The sequence below is a fragment of the Marvinbryantia sp. genome, from assembly GCF_047017445.1.
Taxonomy (GTDB): Bacteria; Bacillota; Clostridia; order Lachnospirales; family Lachnospiraceae; genus Marvinbryantia.
Window position 1 is genome coordinate 21,617 of record NZ_JBKXTT010000014.1, and the last position, 17,535, is coordinate 39,151.

Sequence of the window (17,535 nt, forward strand, 5' to 3'; positions counted from 1 at the left end):
TGCCCCTCTTTACAATTTTTCTTTTTCGTACTTTCCGTAATACTTTCCGTAATATTTTCCGTAATAGCTGTTTCCGCTCATATCCACCATGTTGAGGATTACACCAAGGATTTTGCAGTCCGTACGTTCAAGCTGCTCCTGGATTTTCTGTACAAACCGGTAGCTAACTGTATTAGACGCTACTACAATAGCGATTCCATCACATATTTTTGCAATGACGGCGCCGTCGATCACGCTGCCAAGAGGCGGTGTATCAATAATCACATAATCATAATAATTTCTCAAATGCTCAATCAGCTTGCCAAACGTCTGACTTCCCAGAAGCTCCGCCGGATTTGGCGGCACCGGACCAGCCAAAATCAGATCGAGCGTAAGATAATTTGTCTTACAGATAACATCATTGAGCTGACACTGTCCCGCCAGAAAATTGGTAAGCCCCAGAATGCGCTCCGAAATTCCAAGCTTTCCAAGCAATACGGCTTTGCGCAGATCCGCATCAATCAGCATCACTCTTTTTCCGGTTTCTGCCAGCGAAGCCGCCAGATTCATGGATACGCTGCTCTTTCCCTCATTCGGCGTGCAGCTTGTGATAGCGATTACCCTTTGATCTTTTCCACAGAATTCTATATTTGCCCGCAAAGACTTAAACGCCTCGCTGACTCTGTTTGAAAGTGTTGTCATTGCGCTGACATCTATTTTTGCCATGCCTTTCTCCCTGTTCCTTTCCTCTTATCCCTTTTTCTATTTCTTCTTTTTATTTTTTTTACCTTTTTTCATTGTTTTTTTCTTCATGTGATCATCCAGCGGAATCGTACCCAGCACACTCATGTGCAAATAATATTCTACATCCTCTTCCGTTTTCACCCTGTCATCCATTACAGCCCTGACTATTACTACCATAAATGCAATGATAAAGCCAAGAAGCGCCCCAAGAATCATATTGCGAAGCTTATTAGGGCGTGCAGGTTCATCCGGCAGGTTTGCCTCTTCCACCACGCTGACCGCTTCTACATCCATCACATCAACGATCTGAGAAGACACTGCACTGCGGATTTCATCCGCAATATCCTTTGCCTGTTTTGGGTTTTCATCCGTTACCTTTATATAAATAATTCTGCCATCCGTTGCCGTCGATACGTTGATCTTTTCCTTCAGGTCGTTATAAGTCATTTTCTCAAGTCCGAGAGATGATATCACCTTTTCCAGCACAGGGCGCGTGGTAACCAGTTCCATATAGTCTTTTGTCAGCTGTGCAGAGCTTTGCAGGTCGCTATACGTAATAGAAGAATTATCGCTGTTCTGTTTATTCAGCACATAAATTTTTGTTGTAGAATCGTAGGTGGGTGTGATGAATAGCGTAGTAAAAAGATAAAATATCACAGCGCCGGTCAGCGCAGATAATATAATAATGAACAGTTTATCCCAAAGTGCGGTAAGCAGTGTCCAAATATCTATTTCGATTTCATTTGTCTGATAATTATTTGTTTCCATAGCGGTTTCCCATAACTCCTTTTCCCTGTTTTTATCGTACTGAAAGATTGTCCAGTATTCTCAGCGCATTATCCCGGCTGATGCGTCGTGCATAATCTTCCCCGTATTTTCCTGCAATATATGACACACATTTTTTCATAAGCGGTTTTCTTGTTTTCATATCATGTGCATCTGTCCCCAAAAAATGTACCAATTCATATTTCAATAACTTTTTCACAAACCTTTTGGCTGCAAAACCATTTTCTCCTGTCACGCTTGCTGCGTTCACCTGGATGAGAATCCCCATGTCCGCCAATTCTTCTACGCGATATGGATTTTTCAGAAGACATTCATAACGTTCTGCATGTGCGAGGATCGGTCTGTATCCTGCCATCTGCAATTGCTTCAGCGATGCCTCAAGCTCTGAATAGCCTTTCTGCACAGAAAACTCCACCAGGGTATACCTGCTTCCCGCCATGGGAAAGATTTTTCCGGCATCCAGCAATTCGACGAGACTATGACTGCTGTACAGCTCATTTCCCAGATAAATCTGAAATTCTTCGCTGATCTCCTGTGCGCAAGCCCTTGTCTGCTCCCATGCCATTCGAAGCTTCTCAGCGGACACCTCAATACGCCCCATATGGAAATGCGGCGTTGCAATCATGCCTCGAATTCCTTCCTCCCAGGCTACTCTCAACATCTGACGCGTTGTCTCTATATCGGCAGCCCCATCATCGACTCCCGGCAGGATATGACAATGTATATCAAAATATCCTTCCATTTTGCTCCTTTTTTTATAAAAATACACTATTTTCGGACGAAAATATTATATCAATATTTTTATATTACGTCAATCAAATCTTTACGGCTTATAGGGGTTATATTATGGAAATATTAACAAATTTTTGACTTTTCAGAATATAATGAAAACTGATAGATATGTAAACAGGGCGCTGCATTTTGCAGCGCCCCACCCTTTTTGAGATAACTTATTGATTTTATACCGGATATGCTCCGTTCTTGGTATCTGCTACTGTTGCATCTACCTTTGTCTGCTGTGCTTCTCTGTATTTGAAGAATTCGGTCGCTACCTGCGGGAACAGTGCATAGGTCAGCACATCCTCGTCCTGCTGGGACCACTGAGCCATTTCTCCTCTGAGTGTATCCAGTTCGTCCGGAATAAGGTCTGCCGGACGGCAGGTAATAATTTCCGCATCTCCGATGCACTTCTTCTGTACTTCCGGATTGAACGGTTTTACGGTTGCGCCGTATCTTCCGCTCAGAACGTCCTTTGTCTGCTGCGGAACCATCTTGTAGCGCTCGCCGTTGATGACATTCATAACTGCCTGCGTACCAACGATCTGGGAGGACGGTGTTACCAGCGGGCACTCGCCGAGGTCCTTACGCACACGCGGAACCTCTTCCAGAACCTCGTAGTATTTGTCCTCTGCGTGCAGGTCCTTGAGCTGTGAGGTAAGGTTGGAAAGCATTCCGCCCGGTACCTGGTACAGCAGGGTCTTGATGTTTACGCCAAGGTTCTTCGGGTTCAGCAGACCGCTCTCCAGCGCCTCGTCGCGGATCGGACGGAAGTAGTCAGCGATCTCCGCCAGAAGCTTCTGATCCAGACCGGTATCATACGGAGTACCCTTGAAGGTCTCTACCATAACCTCGGTCGCCGGCTGGGAGGTTCCCAGAGCGAACGGAGACATTGCCGTATCGATTACGTCAACGCCCGCTTCCACTGCCTTTAAGTAGGTCATGGAAGCTACGCCAGAGGTGTAGTGTGTGTGAAGCTGGATCGGGATGCTCACGGTTTCCTTCAGCGCAGTTACCAGCTCAGTCGCGGTGTACGGAAGCAGAAGGCCTGCCATATCCTTGATACAGATGGAATTTGCACCCATATCCTCGATTCTCTTTGCCATATCCTTCCAGTAATCCAGTGTGTAAGCCTCACCAAGGGTGTAGGAAAGCGCTACCTGCGCATGTCCTTTTTCCTTATTTGCAGCGGTAACGGCTGTCTGCAGATTGCGCAGATCGTTCAGACAGTCAAAGATACGGATAATATCAATACCGTTTGCGATGGATTTCTGTACGAAATATTCTACTACGTCGTCTGCATACGGACGATAACCAAGAATGTTCTGTCCACGGAACAGCATCTGCAGCTTCGTGTTCTTGAAACCGTCGCGGAATTTGCGAAGTCTGTCCCACGGATCTTCTTTTAAGAAGCGCAGGGAAGCGTCAAATGTTGCGCCGCCCCAGCACTCTACAGAGTGGTAGCCCACTTTATCCATTTTATCAACAATCGGAAGCATCTGTTCCGTTGTCATTCTGGTGGCAATCAGAGACTGATGTGCGTCACGCAGAATCGTCTCGGTAATTTTAATCGGTTTTTTAACCTGTTTTGCCATTTTAATATATTCCTCCTTATTTTTCTATTCATCGCAGTGCTGCGAACCTTGCTGACGCACCGCGTCCGCTCGGTCGCGGGCATTCGCCCTATATGTCCGCTGGAAAAAGCTCACAGGAGCAATTCCACCGTCCATGCACTGCTCATTAAACCCCGAATATAGCCATAAATGTACCTGCCGCTACGGCCGTACCGATAACGCCTGCTACGTTCGGTCCCATTGCATGCATCAGCAGGAAGTTGGTCGGATCTGCCTCCGCACCCACCTTCTGGGATACACGGGCTGCCATCGGCACCGCGGATACGCCTGCCGAACCGATCAGCGGGTTAATCTTACCGCCGGACATCTTGCACATAAGCTTACCGAACATGACGCCGCCGAAGGTACCAAACGCGAACGCTACCAGACCGAGCACAACGATTTTCAGTGTATCCACGTTCAGGAATGCTTCTGCACTGGTGGAAGCACCTACAGAAGTACCGAGCAGGATAACTACGATATACATCAGCGCGTTGGAAGCGGTCTCTGTAAGCTGCTTAACAACGCCGGATTCACGGAACAGGTTTCCGAGCATCAGCATGCCGACGAGCGGAGCTGTGGTCGGCAGAAGCAGACACACAACGATCGTGATGATGATCGGGAAGAGGATCTTCTCCAGTTTGGATACCGGACGAAGCTGTTCCATCTTAATCTTACGTTCTTCCTCCGTGGTAAACGCCTTCATAATAGGCGGCTGGATGATCGGCACCAGAGACATATAAGAATATGCCGCTACCGCGATTGGTCCCATGAGGGATGTCTGTCCAAGCTTACCGGCAAGGAAAATAGAAGTCGGGCCATCTGCTCCACCGATGATGGAGATCGCCGCTGCTGCCTTTCCGTTGAAGCCCAGGAAAATGGCAAGGAAATATGCCATGTAAATACCGAGCTGTGCAGCGGCGCCGAGCAGGAAGCTCTTTGGGTTCGCGATCAGTGGACCGAAGTCCGTCATCGCTCCGACACCCATGAAAATAAGTGACGGCAGGATACTCCATTCATCCAATATGTAGAAATAATGAAGCAGTCCGCCTACGCCGTTGGACGTTTCCTCCGGTGTCGCCATAATGTCCGGATAAATGTTTACCAACAGCATACCAAATGCAATCGGAACCAGCAGAAGCGGCTCAAAACCATGTTTGATAGCAAGGTACAAAAATACACATGCCACCGCTATCATCAGGTAATTGCCCCAGGTCAGATTGAAAAACGCCGTCTGATGGAGCAGATTGCCTAATGTACTTGTAATGTATGACATTATCTTACCTCCTGTTTTGTAGTGTTACGCAAGCGCTTTGCAATTAGTTCAGAGATGCCAGTACGTCGCCGTTTTCTACAGCCGCGCCCACTGCCACGTCAATACTTGCAACCGTGCCGTCCTGCGGAGCTACAACAGGAATTTCCATCTTCATTGCTTCCAGGATAACGATGGTGTCGCCGGCTTTTACCGCCTGTCCAACGCTTGCCTCTACCTTAAATACCTTGCCTGGTACGGAAGCCGTTACCTTAACAGCGCCTGCTGCACCGCCTGCAGCCGGAGCTGCTGCCGGAGCCGGAGCTGCCTTCGGAGCTGCTTTCGGTGCCGCTGCCGGTCTTGCTGCCGGAGCTGCTGCTCCGCCTGCGCCCTCTTCTACGGTTACGTCATATGCTACGCCATTCACGGTAATTGTATAACTCTTCATTTTCTTATCCTCCTGTTTTCGATATTAGGCTCTCTGCCATTTATTGCGATTGCTCTTTTTAATAGAACGCACTACAAATCCGTCCGTCGTTGTGCCCTCCGCTGCCGCGATTGCCGCCGCGATAACAGCGATCAGTTCGCCATCGTCCACGGTCTCTTCCACCGGTGCCGGAGCCGCCACAGGCGCTGCCGGAGCCGGAGCCGCTTTCGGAGCCTCCGGGGCATTCTTCTTCGTCATTTTTTCTTCCAGTTTTGCAATATGCTTAAACTGACTGATCAGGAAACTCAGGAACAGCAGTACGAGGAATACGATACCGATACCCATTATCGTGTTCATTGCCGCTTCCTGCATCGTTTTGCCGAGTGAACTGTTCTGCTCTGCAAACGTGATGGAATCCGGTGTGAGGGTGTCTCTGTCCAGCACGATCGTTACCGCGCCTTCTCCGTTTGCAAAATCGCAGATAGATTCAACGGTAATGGTGCTGCTATCCGCCGTAATGTCGTGTTCCTTTGCCGCAACGAAATCCCCCAGTTCGTCTTTTACAGACAGCCAGGATTCCACAGCTTCCACGGAATACTCGGGCGGTACGCTCAGAATAGAAGACGGATTCACAATCTCTTCCATCTCTGCGTCGGACATCGTCGTGATCAGACTGATGGTCTCGGACGCATAATCCGCCAGCGTCGCACTGTCGCTGCTGCTTATGCTGTCGTCCGCATTCACAACGGCAGTGGATGTGCTTTCCTCTGCAGCCTGCGCTTCCGTCACTGCCTCTGTCTCCTCCGCATAGGCCGGAGCTGCTGCAAGCGCAAGCATTGCTGCTGCGGACAGCGAAACAACTAATCCTTTAAATTTTCTCATATCATTCACCTCACTTAAACCGTGCCATGTTTTTTCGCCGGACGGTCTTCTCTTTTTGTGAATAACATTTCAAATGCACCAATCACATATTTTCTGGTGTCGCACGCGTCGATGATCGCGTCAACATAGCCTCTCTTTGCCGCGGATGCCGCGCTGGTCTGCAGCGCTGCATACTCTGCTGCCTTTTCATTCATCGTTGCCGCATCAGCGTCTGCATACATGATCTTTGCAGCAAGCTTCGCATCCATCGTTCCGATCTCAGCCGTCGGCCATGCGTAGGTCATATCTGCGCCGATTGCCTTGCTGTTCATTGCAACGTAAGCGCTTCCGTAAGCCGCACCGATCACAACATTTACCTTCGGAACGGTTGCGTTTGCAAATGCATATGTAAGCTTTGCCACTGCCTTCGCAATGCCTCTCTCAGAGTGCATGTTTGCCTTAAAGCCCTTCACGTTGGTGAGGGAAAGCACCGGAATACCAAATGCATCGCAGAACTGTACAAACTCTGCTGCCTTTACTGCGCCCTTCTTTGTCAGAACAGCATCGAAAGCATCGGTCTTGTTGCCCTCTGCATCATATACTTCTGTGCGGTTTGCAACAGCGCCGACCGTCTGTCCGTTCAGACGCAGGAAGCCCGTCACCATTTCTTTTGCATATGCCGCTTTTGTCTCAACGAAAACATTGTCGTCTGCGATCTGTCCAAGAAGGATAGAAGTATCTCCCACACAATTTGCCAGGTCTGCACAAACACGGTTGAGGTCGTCGGCACATTCTTCGTAGGACATATCATCCTCGTTGTTTGCCGGAAGCATGCCGACAAGCTGACGGATACCTGCGAGCACATCGCTCTCGCTGCCAACAAAGTCTACCAGCCCTGCTTCCTCGCTCTGGAATTTTGCAGATGCCGTATCACATTTTTCTTTTGTATTGCCGTCAAGCGCATTCGGAGAATTTACAAATAATTTTGCATTTTTCTCTTCCATGAATGTAAAATCGGTAAGCCCCGGAACGATCGCCAGACCGCCGCCGCAGGTGCCGAATACTGCTGTAATCTGCGGGATTACGCCGGAAGCAAGTGCCTGCTTCTCGTAGATCGCGCCGAAAGCGTTCAGTGCGTCCGTCGCTTCCTGAAGACGAAGTCCTGCGCAGTCGATCAGCCCGATGACCGGTGCGCCCATCTTCATTGCAAGATCGTAGATGCCTGTGATCTTCTTTGCGTGCATCTCTCCGATTGTGCCGCCGAGAACAGAAGCATCCTGGCTGTATACATATACCAGACTGCCGTCGATCACGCCGTATCCGGTAATGACACCGTCCGCCGGAGTGTCCGCCTTTGCCATGTTGAAATCTGTGTTTCTGGCAGTAATACTTCCACCGATTTCAACAAAACTGTTCTCATCAAGCAAAGCTGCGATTCTTTTGCCTGCTAAGGTTTGTGCTGTGTTACTCATTTTTCAGCCCTCCATTTTCTATATTAGATAAATTGAAACCAATTATCTGCCGTTTATCATTGTACTTGATTTCAAACATAAAGGCAAGACCTTTGTCGTCATTTTGACAAACTTTTTTTCGATTCTACAATATGTAGCTTTTCCATACCCAGAGGAGCCAGTCTTCGAAGTATTTTGACGAAACGCTGCCTGTGGTGCGGATCGGATATTCCTCTAAAAGCTGTTCGCCGAGGTAATAGCTGATCTTGCCGACCACCGCGCCCTTCTCTACCGGAGCCGTCAGGCTTTTTTGGATCGTCAGACGGCTGCGGATCCGCTCGTCAGCCCGCAGAAGATACTGCTTTTGGGACGCATCCGAAGTATCTGCTGACGCCTCCACGGTTGCCTCGTGCCAGGGATTTTTGTCCCTGGCAAGACCGCCCTCCACCGGCAGCGTGCGCGGCTTTTCTTCACAGCGTATGGTCTGATTCCGGTAATTTGCCATGCCGTAGTCAAACAGCGTGCGCGCGTCGCGCCACTTGTAGGTGCGGTTATTCGGCCAGCCGCAGGCGAGCAGCGCCACAATGAAAAGCCGCCCTTCACTCTCCAGCGCGCAGACGTAGCAGTAGCCCGCCGCCGAGGTAAAGCCTGTTTTTCCGGAAACGACGCCCTCCATCATGTCCATAAATGCATTGTGATTCTGGCACGAAAAGCTGCGGCTTCCTTCCTTATTAGAAAAGCTGTAACTGCGCGTCTGTGTGATTTCCAGAAATTCCTCCCGCCTGGGCGACTCGCTCACACAGTACCGCATGATCCGCGCAAGATCGGCGGCTGTCGTTGCGTGCTCCCCGCCGCCATCCGCAGCGTCCAGACCGTTCGGCGTGATAAAATGTGTGTCCGCGCAGCCAAGCTTTGCCGCCTTCTCATTCATCATCTCTGCAAATCCCTGCACGCTCCCGCCGATATGCTCAGCGATCACCACGGCGCTATCGTTGTGCGATTCCAGCATCAGCGAATACAGCAGATCCTTCACATAAAATTCCTCACCGCTCTGCACGCCAAGATGCACCTTCGGCTGCGCCGCCGCATTCGCGGAGACCGTGGCAGTCTCCTCCGTCCGTCCGCTCTCCAGCGTCAGAATACAGGTCATGATCTTGGTCGTGCTCGCCATCGGCAGCACCTCCGTCTCATTTTTCCCAAAAAGAATACGCCCGCTGCTGCCATCCATCAGTACAGCACTATGGGCGTATAGATTCTTTAATTCCTCCGGTTCCTTTTCCATTGCCGCCCCGCTGCTTGTGAAAAATATCAGCAAAACAGACAGACAGGCAAGAAAACGGCGCCATTTCTTTTTCATACGGCATATCCTCCCTCTCTTATTTTTCCGGGCATCCGCCCGGATTTTCTCTGATAACAGGATATGCTCCTCTTCTTTCGTTTATGCCGGACAGACAGTGACGACCGCTGCCGATTGTAAGGAAAGCCGGGCTGCAATACGCTCCGGCTTTCCTAATATGCGCTCAATTATAATTGCGGTCAAAGCGCGCATCCACCGCTTCCCCGGACAGCACGCTCTGGTAATAGCGCTCCAGCACGGTCACCGTCTCCGGCACAGCGAGCCAGAGCAGCCTTTCCAGCTCCTTCGTGCTCTCCGTGCAGAGCTTGCGCGGCTCCTTTCGCATAATACGTCCCTGCACAAGATCATAAGCGCCGACTGCCTTTGATGCCCACAGCAGCGCTTTTCGCTTCAGAGATGTCGGGCAGACCGTGACGTCCGTATAAAATTTCATCGCGCGCAGCATATGCCGCACTTCTTTTTCTGACACTTCACTAATAACCGCTGCAATGCTGCGGACACAATCCTTTGTCGGATGGATCACGCACGCCGGGTGATAGAAAAAGGGGTTTTTTCCGCTTTTTTCCATCAACGCGCGGTCCAGCTCCGTCTCGATCTCGTCATGCCCCGCCCCGGTCCGCTTCATATACTCTGTGACACACGGGTGGCAGGTGCTGTCCAGCATAAAGTGGCAGACAAAGCCCAGCAGATAGGCAAGAACACCCTCCTCCTTCGTCTCGCGATAGAGCGCGCCGCCTTTTTCAAAAAAACCGGCGGCTTCCTCGCGGTGCAGCTGCTGCCCCAGCTCATTAATGCGGTTTTTTTGGAACGGGCGCACGTAAAACAGGATATCCGGTCCGTGCAGGCCGACCGTGTACGCCATCCTGTGGCGTGCGATAAGCTTCTTTATTTCCTCATTGTTTAATTTTTCATATACAGTTTTTCCAAATAAATCATGTGCATATGTGGTAGGCATTGCTGTATCTCCTGTCTTTTTCTCATTTTGTACGCTTCAGGCAGTCTGAAGTATACTATACCTGCAGAGTAAGCCTTACTTCCTCCTCTGCCTCCGCCTTGAAATCCTCCAGCTTTACGGTGCTGACCGGCGGAAGGTCCGCCAGAGACTGCACACCAAAATTGCGCAGAAATTCTTCCGTTGTCCCGAACAGCAGCGGACGGCCGGGTGCATCAAGCCTGCCGACCTCCTTTACGAGATTGTACTCGATCAGCTTATTGACGGCATGGTCACATTTGACGCCGCGGATCTTCTCAAGCTCCAGCTTTGTGATCGGCTGTTTGTAGGCGATGATCGAGAGCGTTTCCAGCACAACGTCTGTCAGCTCCGCCTTGCGCGGCTGCTTTGCGATACGCACCAGGTAATCGAACATCTCCGGTTTCGTACACATCTGAAAAGAGCCGTCCAGCTCCACAATGCAGATGCCCCGGTCTTCTTCTTTATAGCGGTCCATCATCGCCCGCACAAGCTTTTTCGTCGTCTCCACGTCCTGCTCGATCGCTTTTGCGAGCTTCGCCGCCTCCACGGATTCCCCGCTCGCAAAAAGAATCGCCTCCACAGCCGCTTCCAGTTTTTTAATCTCCACGTTTTTCCTCACCTTGCTTTGCGGTAATCAGAATATCCGCAAAAATATCGTCCTGCTCTATCTCAATCTTTCCGGTTTTCATCATTTCCAGAATGGTCAGGAATGTGATGATCACCTGCATCTTGCTTTTCCGGTTCCGAAGAAGATTCTTAAAGCTGCATTTTTTATGCTCCGCAATATAGCTTTCCACATGGGCGATCGTTTCATCCAGATCAACCTCTTCTTTTTCCATCGTGCCGAACTGGCTTCGCACCGGATCGATCCGTTCCTCCCGGCGCTTCATCACATCCTGAAAGATCGCATTCAGCCGCGCCAGCGTCACATCCGCGAGCAGTGCCTGTACATCCACCGGCTCCCGGTATTTCAGCACCTCCGGCGGCATATCCGGCTGGCGGTACGCCGCTTTTGCCGCGTCGCTCTGACGGTCGCGCAGCTCATAAGACATGTATTTGTAGAGCTTATGCTCCAGCAGACGCTCCACCAGCTCCTGGCGCGGATCCTGCGGCTCACCCTCCTCGTCCTTTTCCGGCGGAAGCAGCATCCGTGATTTAATGTCAAGAAGTGTCGCCGCCATCACCAGGAATTCACTCATCACGCCCATGTCGGCAGTTTCCATCGCCTGAATATATTCCATATATTGATTTGTGATCTCCACGATCGGAATATCAAAAATGCTCACTTTGTTTTTATCTATCAGATGCAGGAGCAGATCGAGCGGTCCCTCGAATTCCTGCAGCTTTACCGGGATTCCCATACGTACCTCCTGCAGATTTTTCCCAAATGCTGCGCTGCCTTTTCCTGTTTCCCGGCGCCAACCGGCCCGCTTTACGTCAGCTCAAGTACCACGACCTCCGGCGGATTATTAATGCGCAGCGCAAAAGAATGCGAGCCAAGCCCCGCCGTTACCACCATTTTCCGACGGTATTTTTCAAACATCCCCTGCGCGTATTTGGGAAACAGCTTCACCTGCGGGCTGACAACGCCGCCGATAAACGGGAGCCGCACAAGACCGCCGTGCAGATGCCCGGAGAGCGTCAGATCAGCGCCCCAGAGCGCGTAGCTCTCAAAAAAGACCGGGTTGTGCGCCAACAGGATATTGTAGCAGTCCTCCTCCGGCTCTCCGATAAGCGCGCGTATTTCCTCTGCTGTCATAAAATCGCCGGAAAACCGCTTGTAATACTTCATCGGGATCTCCAGGCCATGCACCATAAGGCGCACGCCGTTTATCTCTATCTGCGCGCGCGTATTTTCCAGCAGCACAATGCCGCCTTTCTGCAGCTCGCCAACCAGCTTCTGGTACACACCCCGGTAATCCTCCGGGAAAATTTTTGCACGAAATTCATGATTTCCGTTCACGCAATAGACCGGACAGTCGCAGGCAAGTCTTTTCAGCAGGGAAACTCCCACATCCAGATTTGTCTCCTCGTTTGCCCTGCTTACCGTCAGATCGCCCACGGAAAACACCACGTCCGGATACTGCTTCTGAATAATCTCCACAAGCTGATTGTTGGCTTCTCCAAATATGCGGTTATGCAGATCCCCGATCATCACTGCGCGGATCGGTTTTTCCGGTCTGTTATCCCCTCCCGGCATCACGATCCGGTAATGTCTCACTTTGATTCTGCTCATTGTTTCTCCCCGCCTGCCCTTTCCGGGCTTTGTATTTAAGTATACCGGACTCTTCCTCTTTTGACAAGGAAAATCCTACATGCAATATGCTTCCCATGCCTGCATCAGATAATGCAGATATCCCGCTTTTTCGATATCCTCATCCAACACGATATCCACGCTGCCGATTTCCTTTCCCTCCAGCAGATAGAGCATCCGCCCGGCAATGTCCCCCTTGTGCACCGGGGCAGTAAGCGTTTCCGGAAGCTCCAGCTTCCGCTCGATTCCGTCAAGATTCTGCCCGTTCACATCCAGATAATGAAATTCTTCCGCATAATAGCAGGAAACAGTATCCTTTAGCCCGCGCTTCACTGTCAGCTTGGGAAGCTTTACCGGGTCGCTGTCTATGTACATCCGGCATTTGCCAAAGCCGTAATTCAGCATCGCAGCGGCGTTTGCAAAACGCGTTTTGGAATCCGGTCCCGCCATCACAACGCTGATCAGCTCGATATCATTGCGCACCGCCGTCGCCGAGACGCAGAACAACGCCTTGCTGGTGCTTCCGGTTTTCAGTCCCCGGCAGCCGTCATAGCTGCGCAGAAGCTTGTTGGTATTCGCAAGTCCAAACTCGCTGCTGCCCTGGCGCGTCACATGGGTGATGGTATCCATCCAGATGGTCGTGTAATCGTAGACCTGCGGGAAACGGGTGATCAGCTCGCGCGACATCAGCGCAATATCGTAGGCTGTCGTGTAGTGATCGTCGGAATCTGTCAGCCCGCAGCAATCCACAAAATGTGTATCCTTCATGCCAAGCTCCGCCGCTTTTTTGTTCATGCGGCTGACAAATTCCGCCTCGCTGCCGCCGATATGCTCCGCCATCGCCACCGAAGCGTCGTTCCCGGAGGATACCAGGATACATTTTAGCAGCGTGTCGACCGTCTGCTTCTCGCCCTCCTCCAGAAAGACCTGCGAGCCGCCCATCGACTTTGCGTGCGCGCTCGTGACAACCTCATCGTCCAGCTTAATAGAACCCTTTTCCAGCTCCTCAAAAATCAGCAGCGTTGTCATCACCTTCGTCACGCTTGCCGGACTGCGCCGGGTGTGCGCATCCTTTTCATAGAGCACCGTCCCTGTGGACGCCTCCATCAGAAGCGCGGACGGCGATTCAAGCGCAAGACTGTCCTGCGCGCTGTCCGTCTCCGCCTGCGCAGTCCCCGTCGCTGCAGCTTCGGTTTCCTCCGCCAGCACAGCTCCTGTCGCTGCAGCTTCAGTTTCCTCCGCCAGCACAGCTCCTGCCGCTGCCGGCTGCAGGACCATCAGCAAAAGGCAGCAGATCCACGCCGCCGTCTGTCTCCATTTTCTCGTTTTCATCGTACCACTCCTGTTTTTCCGTTATGGTACAACATATGAGAAATGCGGGCAGGCTATACGCGTTTTTCCTCCTGCCCTGTGCAAAAAGCTGCAGACGCTTTTCCTCCAGATAAAACGCGCCCAATTCCAGTGCGGAACCGGGCGCATATATATCATTTACTGCTCAACATCCTTCATGCTGAAGCTTACTCTTCCCATCTTGTCCTTGCCAAGGCATACAACCTTCACAACGTCGCCAAGCTTTAAGACGTCCTCAACCTTGTCGATCCTGCCCTTGGAAATCTTGGAAATGTGGACCATTCCCTCCTTACCCGGAGCAAACTCCAGGAAAGCGCCGAATTCCTTGATGCTGACTACCGTTCCGGTGAGGATCTGACCAGCCTCAAATTCTGTGGTGATGATGCGGACCATATCCATCGCCCGTGCCATCTGCTCCTTATCAGTGCCGCAGATGGAAACCGCGCCGTCGTCTGTAATATCGATCTTCACGCCGGTGCGCTCAATGATCGTGTTGATGGTCTTCCCTCTCTGTCCGACTACATCGCCGATCTTCTGCGGATCAATATTGATCTGGATGATCTTCGGCGCATACTCGGAAAGCTCCATTCTCGGCTCTGCGATGGTCTTTGCCATTACTTCGTCGAGGATATAGAGGCGCGCTTCTCTTGTTCTTGCGATCGCTTCCTCGATGATCGGGCGTGTCAGACCGTGGATCTTGATATCCATCTGGATCGCGGTGATACCCTTGTGTGTACCAGCCACCTTGAAGTCCATATCGCCGAAGAAGTCCTCCAGCCCCTGGATATCCGTCAGCACGATATAATCGTCGTCCGTCTCGCCGGTCACCAGACCGCAGGAAATACCTGCAACCGCCGTCTTGATCGGCACACCTGCCGCCATCAGCGACATCGTGGATGCGCAGATGCTCGCCTGGGAGGTGGAACCGTTTGACTCAAAGGTCTCGGATACGGTGCGGATCGCGTACGGGAATTCCTCCTCGCTCGGAAGCACCGGAACGAGCGCACGCTCTGCCAGCGCGCCGTGACCGATCTCGCGGCGTCCCGGTCCTCTGGACGGCTTTGTCTCGCCTACCGAGTAGCTCGGGAAATTATAGTGGTGCATATAACGCTTGCTGGTTTCCGCCACGTCAAGGCCGTCGATCTTCTGTGCCTCGGAAAGCGGCGCCAGCGTCGTGATGGTGCAGATCTGTGTCTGTCCTCTGGTAAACATCGCAGAACCGTGTACGCGCGGGATCAGATCGACCTCCGCTGCCAGCGGGCGGATCTCGTTGATCGCACGGCCGTCCGGACGCTTATGATCCTTTAAGATCATCTTGCGGACGGTCTTCTTCTGATACTGGTAAACAGCCTCGTCGATCAGCGCCAGCCACTCTTCGTTATCGGCAAATTTCTCAGCAAGCTTATCCTTGATCTCGCGGATATTTGCCTCGCGCTTCTGTTTTTCGTCAGTAAATACGGCAACCTCCATCTCCTCCGGGGATACGACCTCGCGGATCGCCGCAAACAGCTCCTCCGGAACCGCGCAGCTTGTGTAGGTGTGCTTTTCTTTTCCGCACTCCGCCACGATGGTATCAATGAATTTAATGACCTCCTGGTTTACCTCATGCGCAGCAAAGATCGCCTCGATCATCTTGTCCTCCGGCACCTCGTTTGCACCCGCCTCGATCATGATGACCTTGTCGCGTGTGGAGGCAACGGTGAGCTGCAGATCGGAAACCGCTTTCTGAGCCGCGTTCGGGTTGAACACAAACTCGCCGTCCACCAGACCTACCTGTGTGGTAGAGGTCGGGCCGTCAAACGGGATATCGGAAATCGCTGTCGCGATCGCGGAACCGAGCATTGCCGTCAGCTCCGGCGCGCAGTCCGGATCAACGGAAAGCACCAGGTTGTCCAGCGTCACGTCGTTGCGGTAGTCCTTCGGGAACAGCGGACGCATCGGGCGGTCGATAACGCGCGCCGTCAGCACTGCGTTCTCGGAGGCCTTGCCCTCTCTCTTGTTGAAGCCGCCCGGGATCTTTCCTACCGAGTACATCTTCTCTTCATACTCCACGCTTAACGGGAAGAAATCGATCCCCTCGCGCGGTTTTTCCGATGCCGTAGCCGTAGATAATACGGTGGTATCGCCATAGTGCATCAAGGCTGCACCGTTTGCCTGTTTTGCAACTCTGCCGACGTCCACACGCAGCGTTCTGCCGGCGAGTTCCATAGAATAGCTCTTGTACATAATTTTCTCCTTTTCCCCGGCCGTCTCATGCATCCCCGGCATACGTCCGAAACAACTGAAAAACCAACCGCTGCCGATTGGCTTTTCAGTGGTCCCGGCTCTTATGCCTTCTGCGCATGAAAGGGACGGCAAAACCGTCCCTTTGATAGCCAGATTATTTTCTGATTCCCAGTTTTTCGATTAAAGCACGGTATCCTTCAATATCAGTTTTCTTTAAATATGCAAGTAAGCCACGTCTCTGACCTACCATTTTCAGAAGACCTCTTCTTGAATGATGATCCTTCGGATGATCCTGCAGGTGAGCTGTCAGCTCCTGGATTCTCGCGGTAAGTACTGCGATCTGTACCTCCGGTGAACCGGTGTCGCCTTCCTTACGTCCGTACTCAGCAATAATTGCCTGTTTCTTCTCTTTCGAAATCATGATATTTCCTCCTTATTTTTAAATCGCCTGACACTAAGGAATGGTCGGAGTGTCCGAATCCTGAGTGACGGCTGAATTCATGCCTAAGAATTATAGCATACGCGGCTATTGCCGTCAACTACGAAAATAGTTTTTTCCAAAGGCAATATCGCGGTGCATCTGCGCCTTCAGTTCCTCCATGTCCGGGAATTTCTGCTCCGGCCGCTCGTATGCATAGAGCTGTACCTCGATCATCCTCCCGTACAGGTCACCCTCGTAGTCAAACAGATAGGTCTCAACACCGCGGAAGTATTCGCCCACTGTCGGCTTATAGCCGATGTTCGTGATCCCGCAGCAGCTCTCCATCTGCTGGCCTTCGTCCGCCCCGTATGTCTGCGGCTGGATAATGGTTTTGGAGGCGTAGACGCCGTTCGGCGGCAGCAGCTTGCCGACGGAGGGGATGATGTTTGTGGTCGGCATCCCGAGCGTGCGCCCGATCCGCCGCCCGTGCAGCACCTCGCCCTGCACTGTGTAAGGGTAGCCAAGGAGCGTATTCACCAGCTCCATATTTCCCTTTGCGAGCGCTTCCTTCACGTAGCTGCTGCTGATCTCACGCCCCTCATAGCATTCCTTTTCCACGACCTCCAGCTCATAGCCGCACTCCTTCTGCATTTTTGCAAGCAGCGCACAGTCGCCTCTTCTCTGATAGCCGAAGCGAAAATCGCTGCCGACCGCGATATATTTCGCGCGCAGCCGTTTTGCAAGGATCTCCCTCACAAACGTCTCCGGCTCCATATGCGAGATCTGCGGAAGAAACGGACAGTCGATCCACCACTGCACGCCGAATTTTTTAAGCAGTGCTTTCTTTTCGCCCTTCGTAAGGAGCGCAGGCGCCTTCGGATTTGGCCAGATCGTCACCGCCGCGCTCTCAAGCCCCTGCGCCTTTTTCGCACAGATCCGGCGGATCAGCTCCTGGTGCCCGCGGTGCAGCCCGTCAAACTTGCCGAGCGTGACAGCTGTGTCCCGGTCCATGGTGTAGTCCATAAAGCCTTCTATATATTTCATATTGGATTCCTCATAAAATT

17 protein-coding genes are annotated in these 17,535 nt (G+C 51.8%); all 17 read right to left on the bottom strand.

Going from position 1 to position 17,535, the window contains the following annotated elements:
* Window positions 1–9: 9 nt before the first annotated feature.
* The 17 genes from ACLU9Q_RS14920 to ribF all read right to left on the bottom strand — a co-directional run bounded on the left by ACLU9Q_RS14920 (window position 10) and on the right by ribF (window position 17,515).
* Window positions 10–705 carry a CpsD/CapB family tyrosine-protein kinase gene (locus tag ACLU9Q_RS14920; RefSeq protein ID WP_412625549.1) on the bottom strand — a complete coding sequence of 232 codons (696 nt, stop codon included), beginning with the start codon at window positions 703–705 and terminating at the stop codon, window positions 10–12.
* Between the two features lie 36 nt (window positions 706–741).
* The gene (locus tag ACLU9Q_RS14925) at window positions 742–1,491 is read right to left on the bottom strand and encodes a YveK family protein (protein ID WP_302226318.1); all 750 of its coding nucleotides are present in this window, start codon (window positions 1,489–1,491) and stop codon (window positions 742–744) included.
* Between the two features lie 31 nt (window positions 1,492–1,522).
* Window positions 1,523–2,251, bottom strand: coding sequence for a CpsB/CapC family capsule biosynthesis tyrosine phosphatase (locus ACLU9Q_RS14930; RefSeq protein WP_296832424.1), 729 nt, complete (start codon window positions 2,249–2,251; stop codon window positions 1,523–1,525).
* A 217-nt stretch (window positions 2,252–2,468) separates the two neighbouring features.
* Window positions 2,469–3,881: an oxaloacetate decarboxylase subunit alpha gene (locus ACLU9Q_RS14935; protein ID WP_298513276.1), complete on the bottom strand. Its 1,413-nt coding sequence runs from the start codon at window positions 3,879–3,881 to the stop codon at window positions 2,469–2,471.
* A 145-nt stretch (window positions 3,882–4,026) separates the two neighbouring features.
* A complete protein-coding gene (locus ACLU9Q_RS14940) occupies window positions 4,027–5,175 on the bottom strand; it encodes a sodium ion-translocating decarboxylase subunit beta (RefSeq protein ID WP_298513274.1) in 1,149 nt (382 codons plus the stop codon).
* A gap of 43 nt (window positions 5,176–5,218) precedes the next feature.
* Complete coding sequence (locus ACLU9Q_RS14945) at window positions 5,219–5,599, bottom strand: biotin/lipoyl-binding carrier protein (protein WP_296928107.1); 381 nt, start codon at window positions 5,597–5,599, stop codon at window positions 5,219–5,221.
* 24 nt (window positions 5,600–5,623) lie between these two features.
* Window positions 5,624–6,460, bottom strand: a complete 837-nt coding sequence (locus ACLU9Q_RS14950) for an OadG family transporter subunit (protein ID WP_302226312.1) — start codon at window positions 6,458–6,460, stop codon at window positions 5,624–5,626.
* A 14-nt stretch (window positions 6,461–6,474) separates the two neighbouring features.
* On the bottom strand, window positions 6,475–7,911 hold the full coding sequence (locus tag ACLU9Q_RS14955) for an acyl-CoA carboxylase subunit beta (RefSeq protein WP_302226310.1): 1,437 nt from the start codon (window positions 7,909–7,911) through the stop codon (window positions 6,475–6,477).
* Window positions 7,912–8,035: 124 nt separating this feature from the next.
* Entirely contained in the window at window positions 8,036–9,247 is a 1,212-nt protein-coding gene (locus ACLU9Q_RS14960; RefSeq protein WP_302591492.1) for a D-alanyl-D-alanine carboxypeptidase family protein, read from the bottom strand.
* 163 nt (window positions 9,248–9,410) lie between these two features.
* Complete coding sequence (locus ACLU9Q_RS14965) at window positions 9,411–10,202, bottom strand: zinc dependent phospholipase C family protein (protein WP_302226305.1); 792 nt, start codon at window positions 10,200–10,202, stop codon at window positions 9,411–9,413.
* A gap of 55 nt (window positions 10,203–10,257) precedes the next feature.
* Window positions 10,258–10,827, bottom strand: a complete 570-nt coding sequence (gene scpB, locus ACLU9Q_RS14970; protein ID WP_296838033.1) for an SMC-Scp complex subunit ScpB — start codon at window positions 10,825–10,827, stop codon at window positions 10,258–10,260.
* The gene (locus ACLU9Q_RS14975; protein WP_296838029.1) at window positions 10,817–11,581 is read right to left on the bottom strand and encodes a segregation and condensation protein A; all 765 of its coding nucleotides are present in this window, start codon (window positions 11,579–11,581) and stop codon (window positions 10,817–10,819) included. The genes scpB and ACLU9Q_RS14975 overlap by 11 nt, the downstream gene beginning before the upstream one ends.
* 71 nt (window positions 11,582–11,652) lie before the next feature.
* Window positions 11,653–12,456: a metallophosphoesterase gene (locus ACLU9Q_RS14980; RefSeq protein ID WP_298513255.1), complete on the bottom strand. Its 804-nt coding sequence runs from the start codon at window positions 12,454–12,456 to the stop codon at window positions 11,653–11,655.
* A gap of 75 nt (window positions 12,457–12,531) precedes the next feature.
* A complete protein-coding gene (locus ACLU9Q_RS14985) occupies window positions 12,532–13,806 on the bottom strand; it encodes a D-alanyl-D-alanine carboxypeptidase family protein (RefSeq protein ID WP_302226298.1) in 1,275 nt (424 codons plus the stop codon).
* 156 nt (window positions 13,807–13,962) lie between these two features.
* Window positions 13,963–16,050 (bottom strand): polyribonucleotide nucleotidyltransferase, encoded by a 2,088-nt coding sequence (locus tag ACLU9Q_RS14990; protein ID WP_296838020.1) that lies wholly within the window; start codon window positions 16,048–16,050, stop codon window positions 13,963–13,965.
* A 154-nt stretch (window positions 16,051–16,204) separates the two neighbouring features.
* The gene (gene rpsO / locus ACLU9Q_RS14995) at window positions 16,205–16,471 is read right to left on the bottom strand and encodes a 30S ribosomal protein S15 (protein WP_296838017.1); all 267 of its coding nucleotides are present in this window, start codon (window positions 16,469–16,471) and stop codon (window positions 16,205–16,207) included.
* A 114-nt stretch (window positions 16,472–16,585) separates the two neighbouring features.
* A complete protein-coding gene (gene ribF / locus ACLU9Q_RS15000; protein WP_296838014.1) occupies window positions 16,586–17,515 on the bottom strand; it encodes a riboflavin biosynthesis protein RibF in 930 nt (309 codons plus the stop codon).
* Between the last annotated feature and the right edge of the window lie 20 nt (window positions 17,516–17,535).

Coding starts and splice junctions, on each gene's coding strand:
- ACLU9Q_RS14920 (WP_412625549.1), bottom strand. CDS start 705: ATGGCAAAAATAGATGTCAGCGCAATGACAACACTTTCAAACAGAGTC.
- ACLU9Q_RS14925 (WP_302226318.1), bottom strand. CDS start 1,491: ATGGAAACAAATAATTATCAGACAAATGAAATCGAAATAGATATTTGG.
- ACLU9Q_RS14930 (WP_296832424.1), bottom strand. CDS start 2,251: ATGGAAGGATATTTTGATATACATTGTCATATCCTGCCGGGAGTCGAT.
- ACLU9Q_RS14935 (WP_298513276.1), bottom strand. CDS start 3,881: ATGGCAAAACAGGTTAAAAAACCGATTAAAATTACCGAGACGATTCTG.
- ACLU9Q_RS14940 (WP_298513274.1), bottom strand. CDS start 5,175: ATGTCATACATTACAAGTACATTAGGCAATCTGCTCCATCAGACGGCG.
- ACLU9Q_RS14945 (WP_296928107.1), bottom strand. CDS start 5,599: ATGAAGAGTTATACAATTACCGTGAATGGCGTAGCATATGACGTAACC.
- ACLU9Q_RS14950 (WP_302226312.1), bottom strand. CDS start 6,460: ATGAGAAAATTTAAAGGATTAGTTGTTTCGCTGTCCGCAGCAGCAATG.
- ACLU9Q_RS14955 (WP_302226310.1), bottom strand. CDS start 7,911: ATGAGTAACACAGCACAAACCTTAGCAGGCAAAAGAATCGCAGCTTTG.
- ACLU9Q_RS14960 (WP_302591492.1), bottom strand. CDS start 9,247: ATGAAAAAGAAATGGCGCCGTTTTCTTGCCTGTCTGTCTGTTTTGCTG.
- ACLU9Q_RS14965 (WP_302226305.1), bottom strand. CDS start 10,202: ATGCCTACCACATATGCACATGATTTATTTGGAAAAACTGTATATGAA.
- ACLU9Q_RS14975 (WP_296838029.1), bottom strand. CDS start 11,581: ATGGGAATCCCGGTAAAGCTGCAGGAATTCGAGGGACCGCTCGATCTG.
- ACLU9Q_RS14980 (WP_298513255.1), bottom strand. CDS start 12,456: ATGAGCAGAATCAAAGTGAGACATTACCGGATCGTGATGCCGGGAGGG.
- ACLU9Q_RS14985 (WP_302226298.1), bottom strand. CDS start 13,806: ATGAAAACGAGAAAATGGAGACAGACGGCGGCGTGGATCTGCTGCCTT.
- ACLU9Q_RS14990 (WP_296838020.1), bottom strand. CDS start 16,050: ATGTACAAGAGCTATTCTATGGAACTCGCCGGCAGAACGCTGCGTGTG.
- rpsO (WP_296838017.1), bottom strand. CDS start 16,471: ATGATTTCGAAAGAGAAGAAACAGGCAATTATTGCTGAGTACGGACGT.
- ribF (WP_296838014.1), bottom strand. CDS start 17,515: ATGAAATATATAGAAGGCTTTATGGACTACACCATGGACCGGGACACA.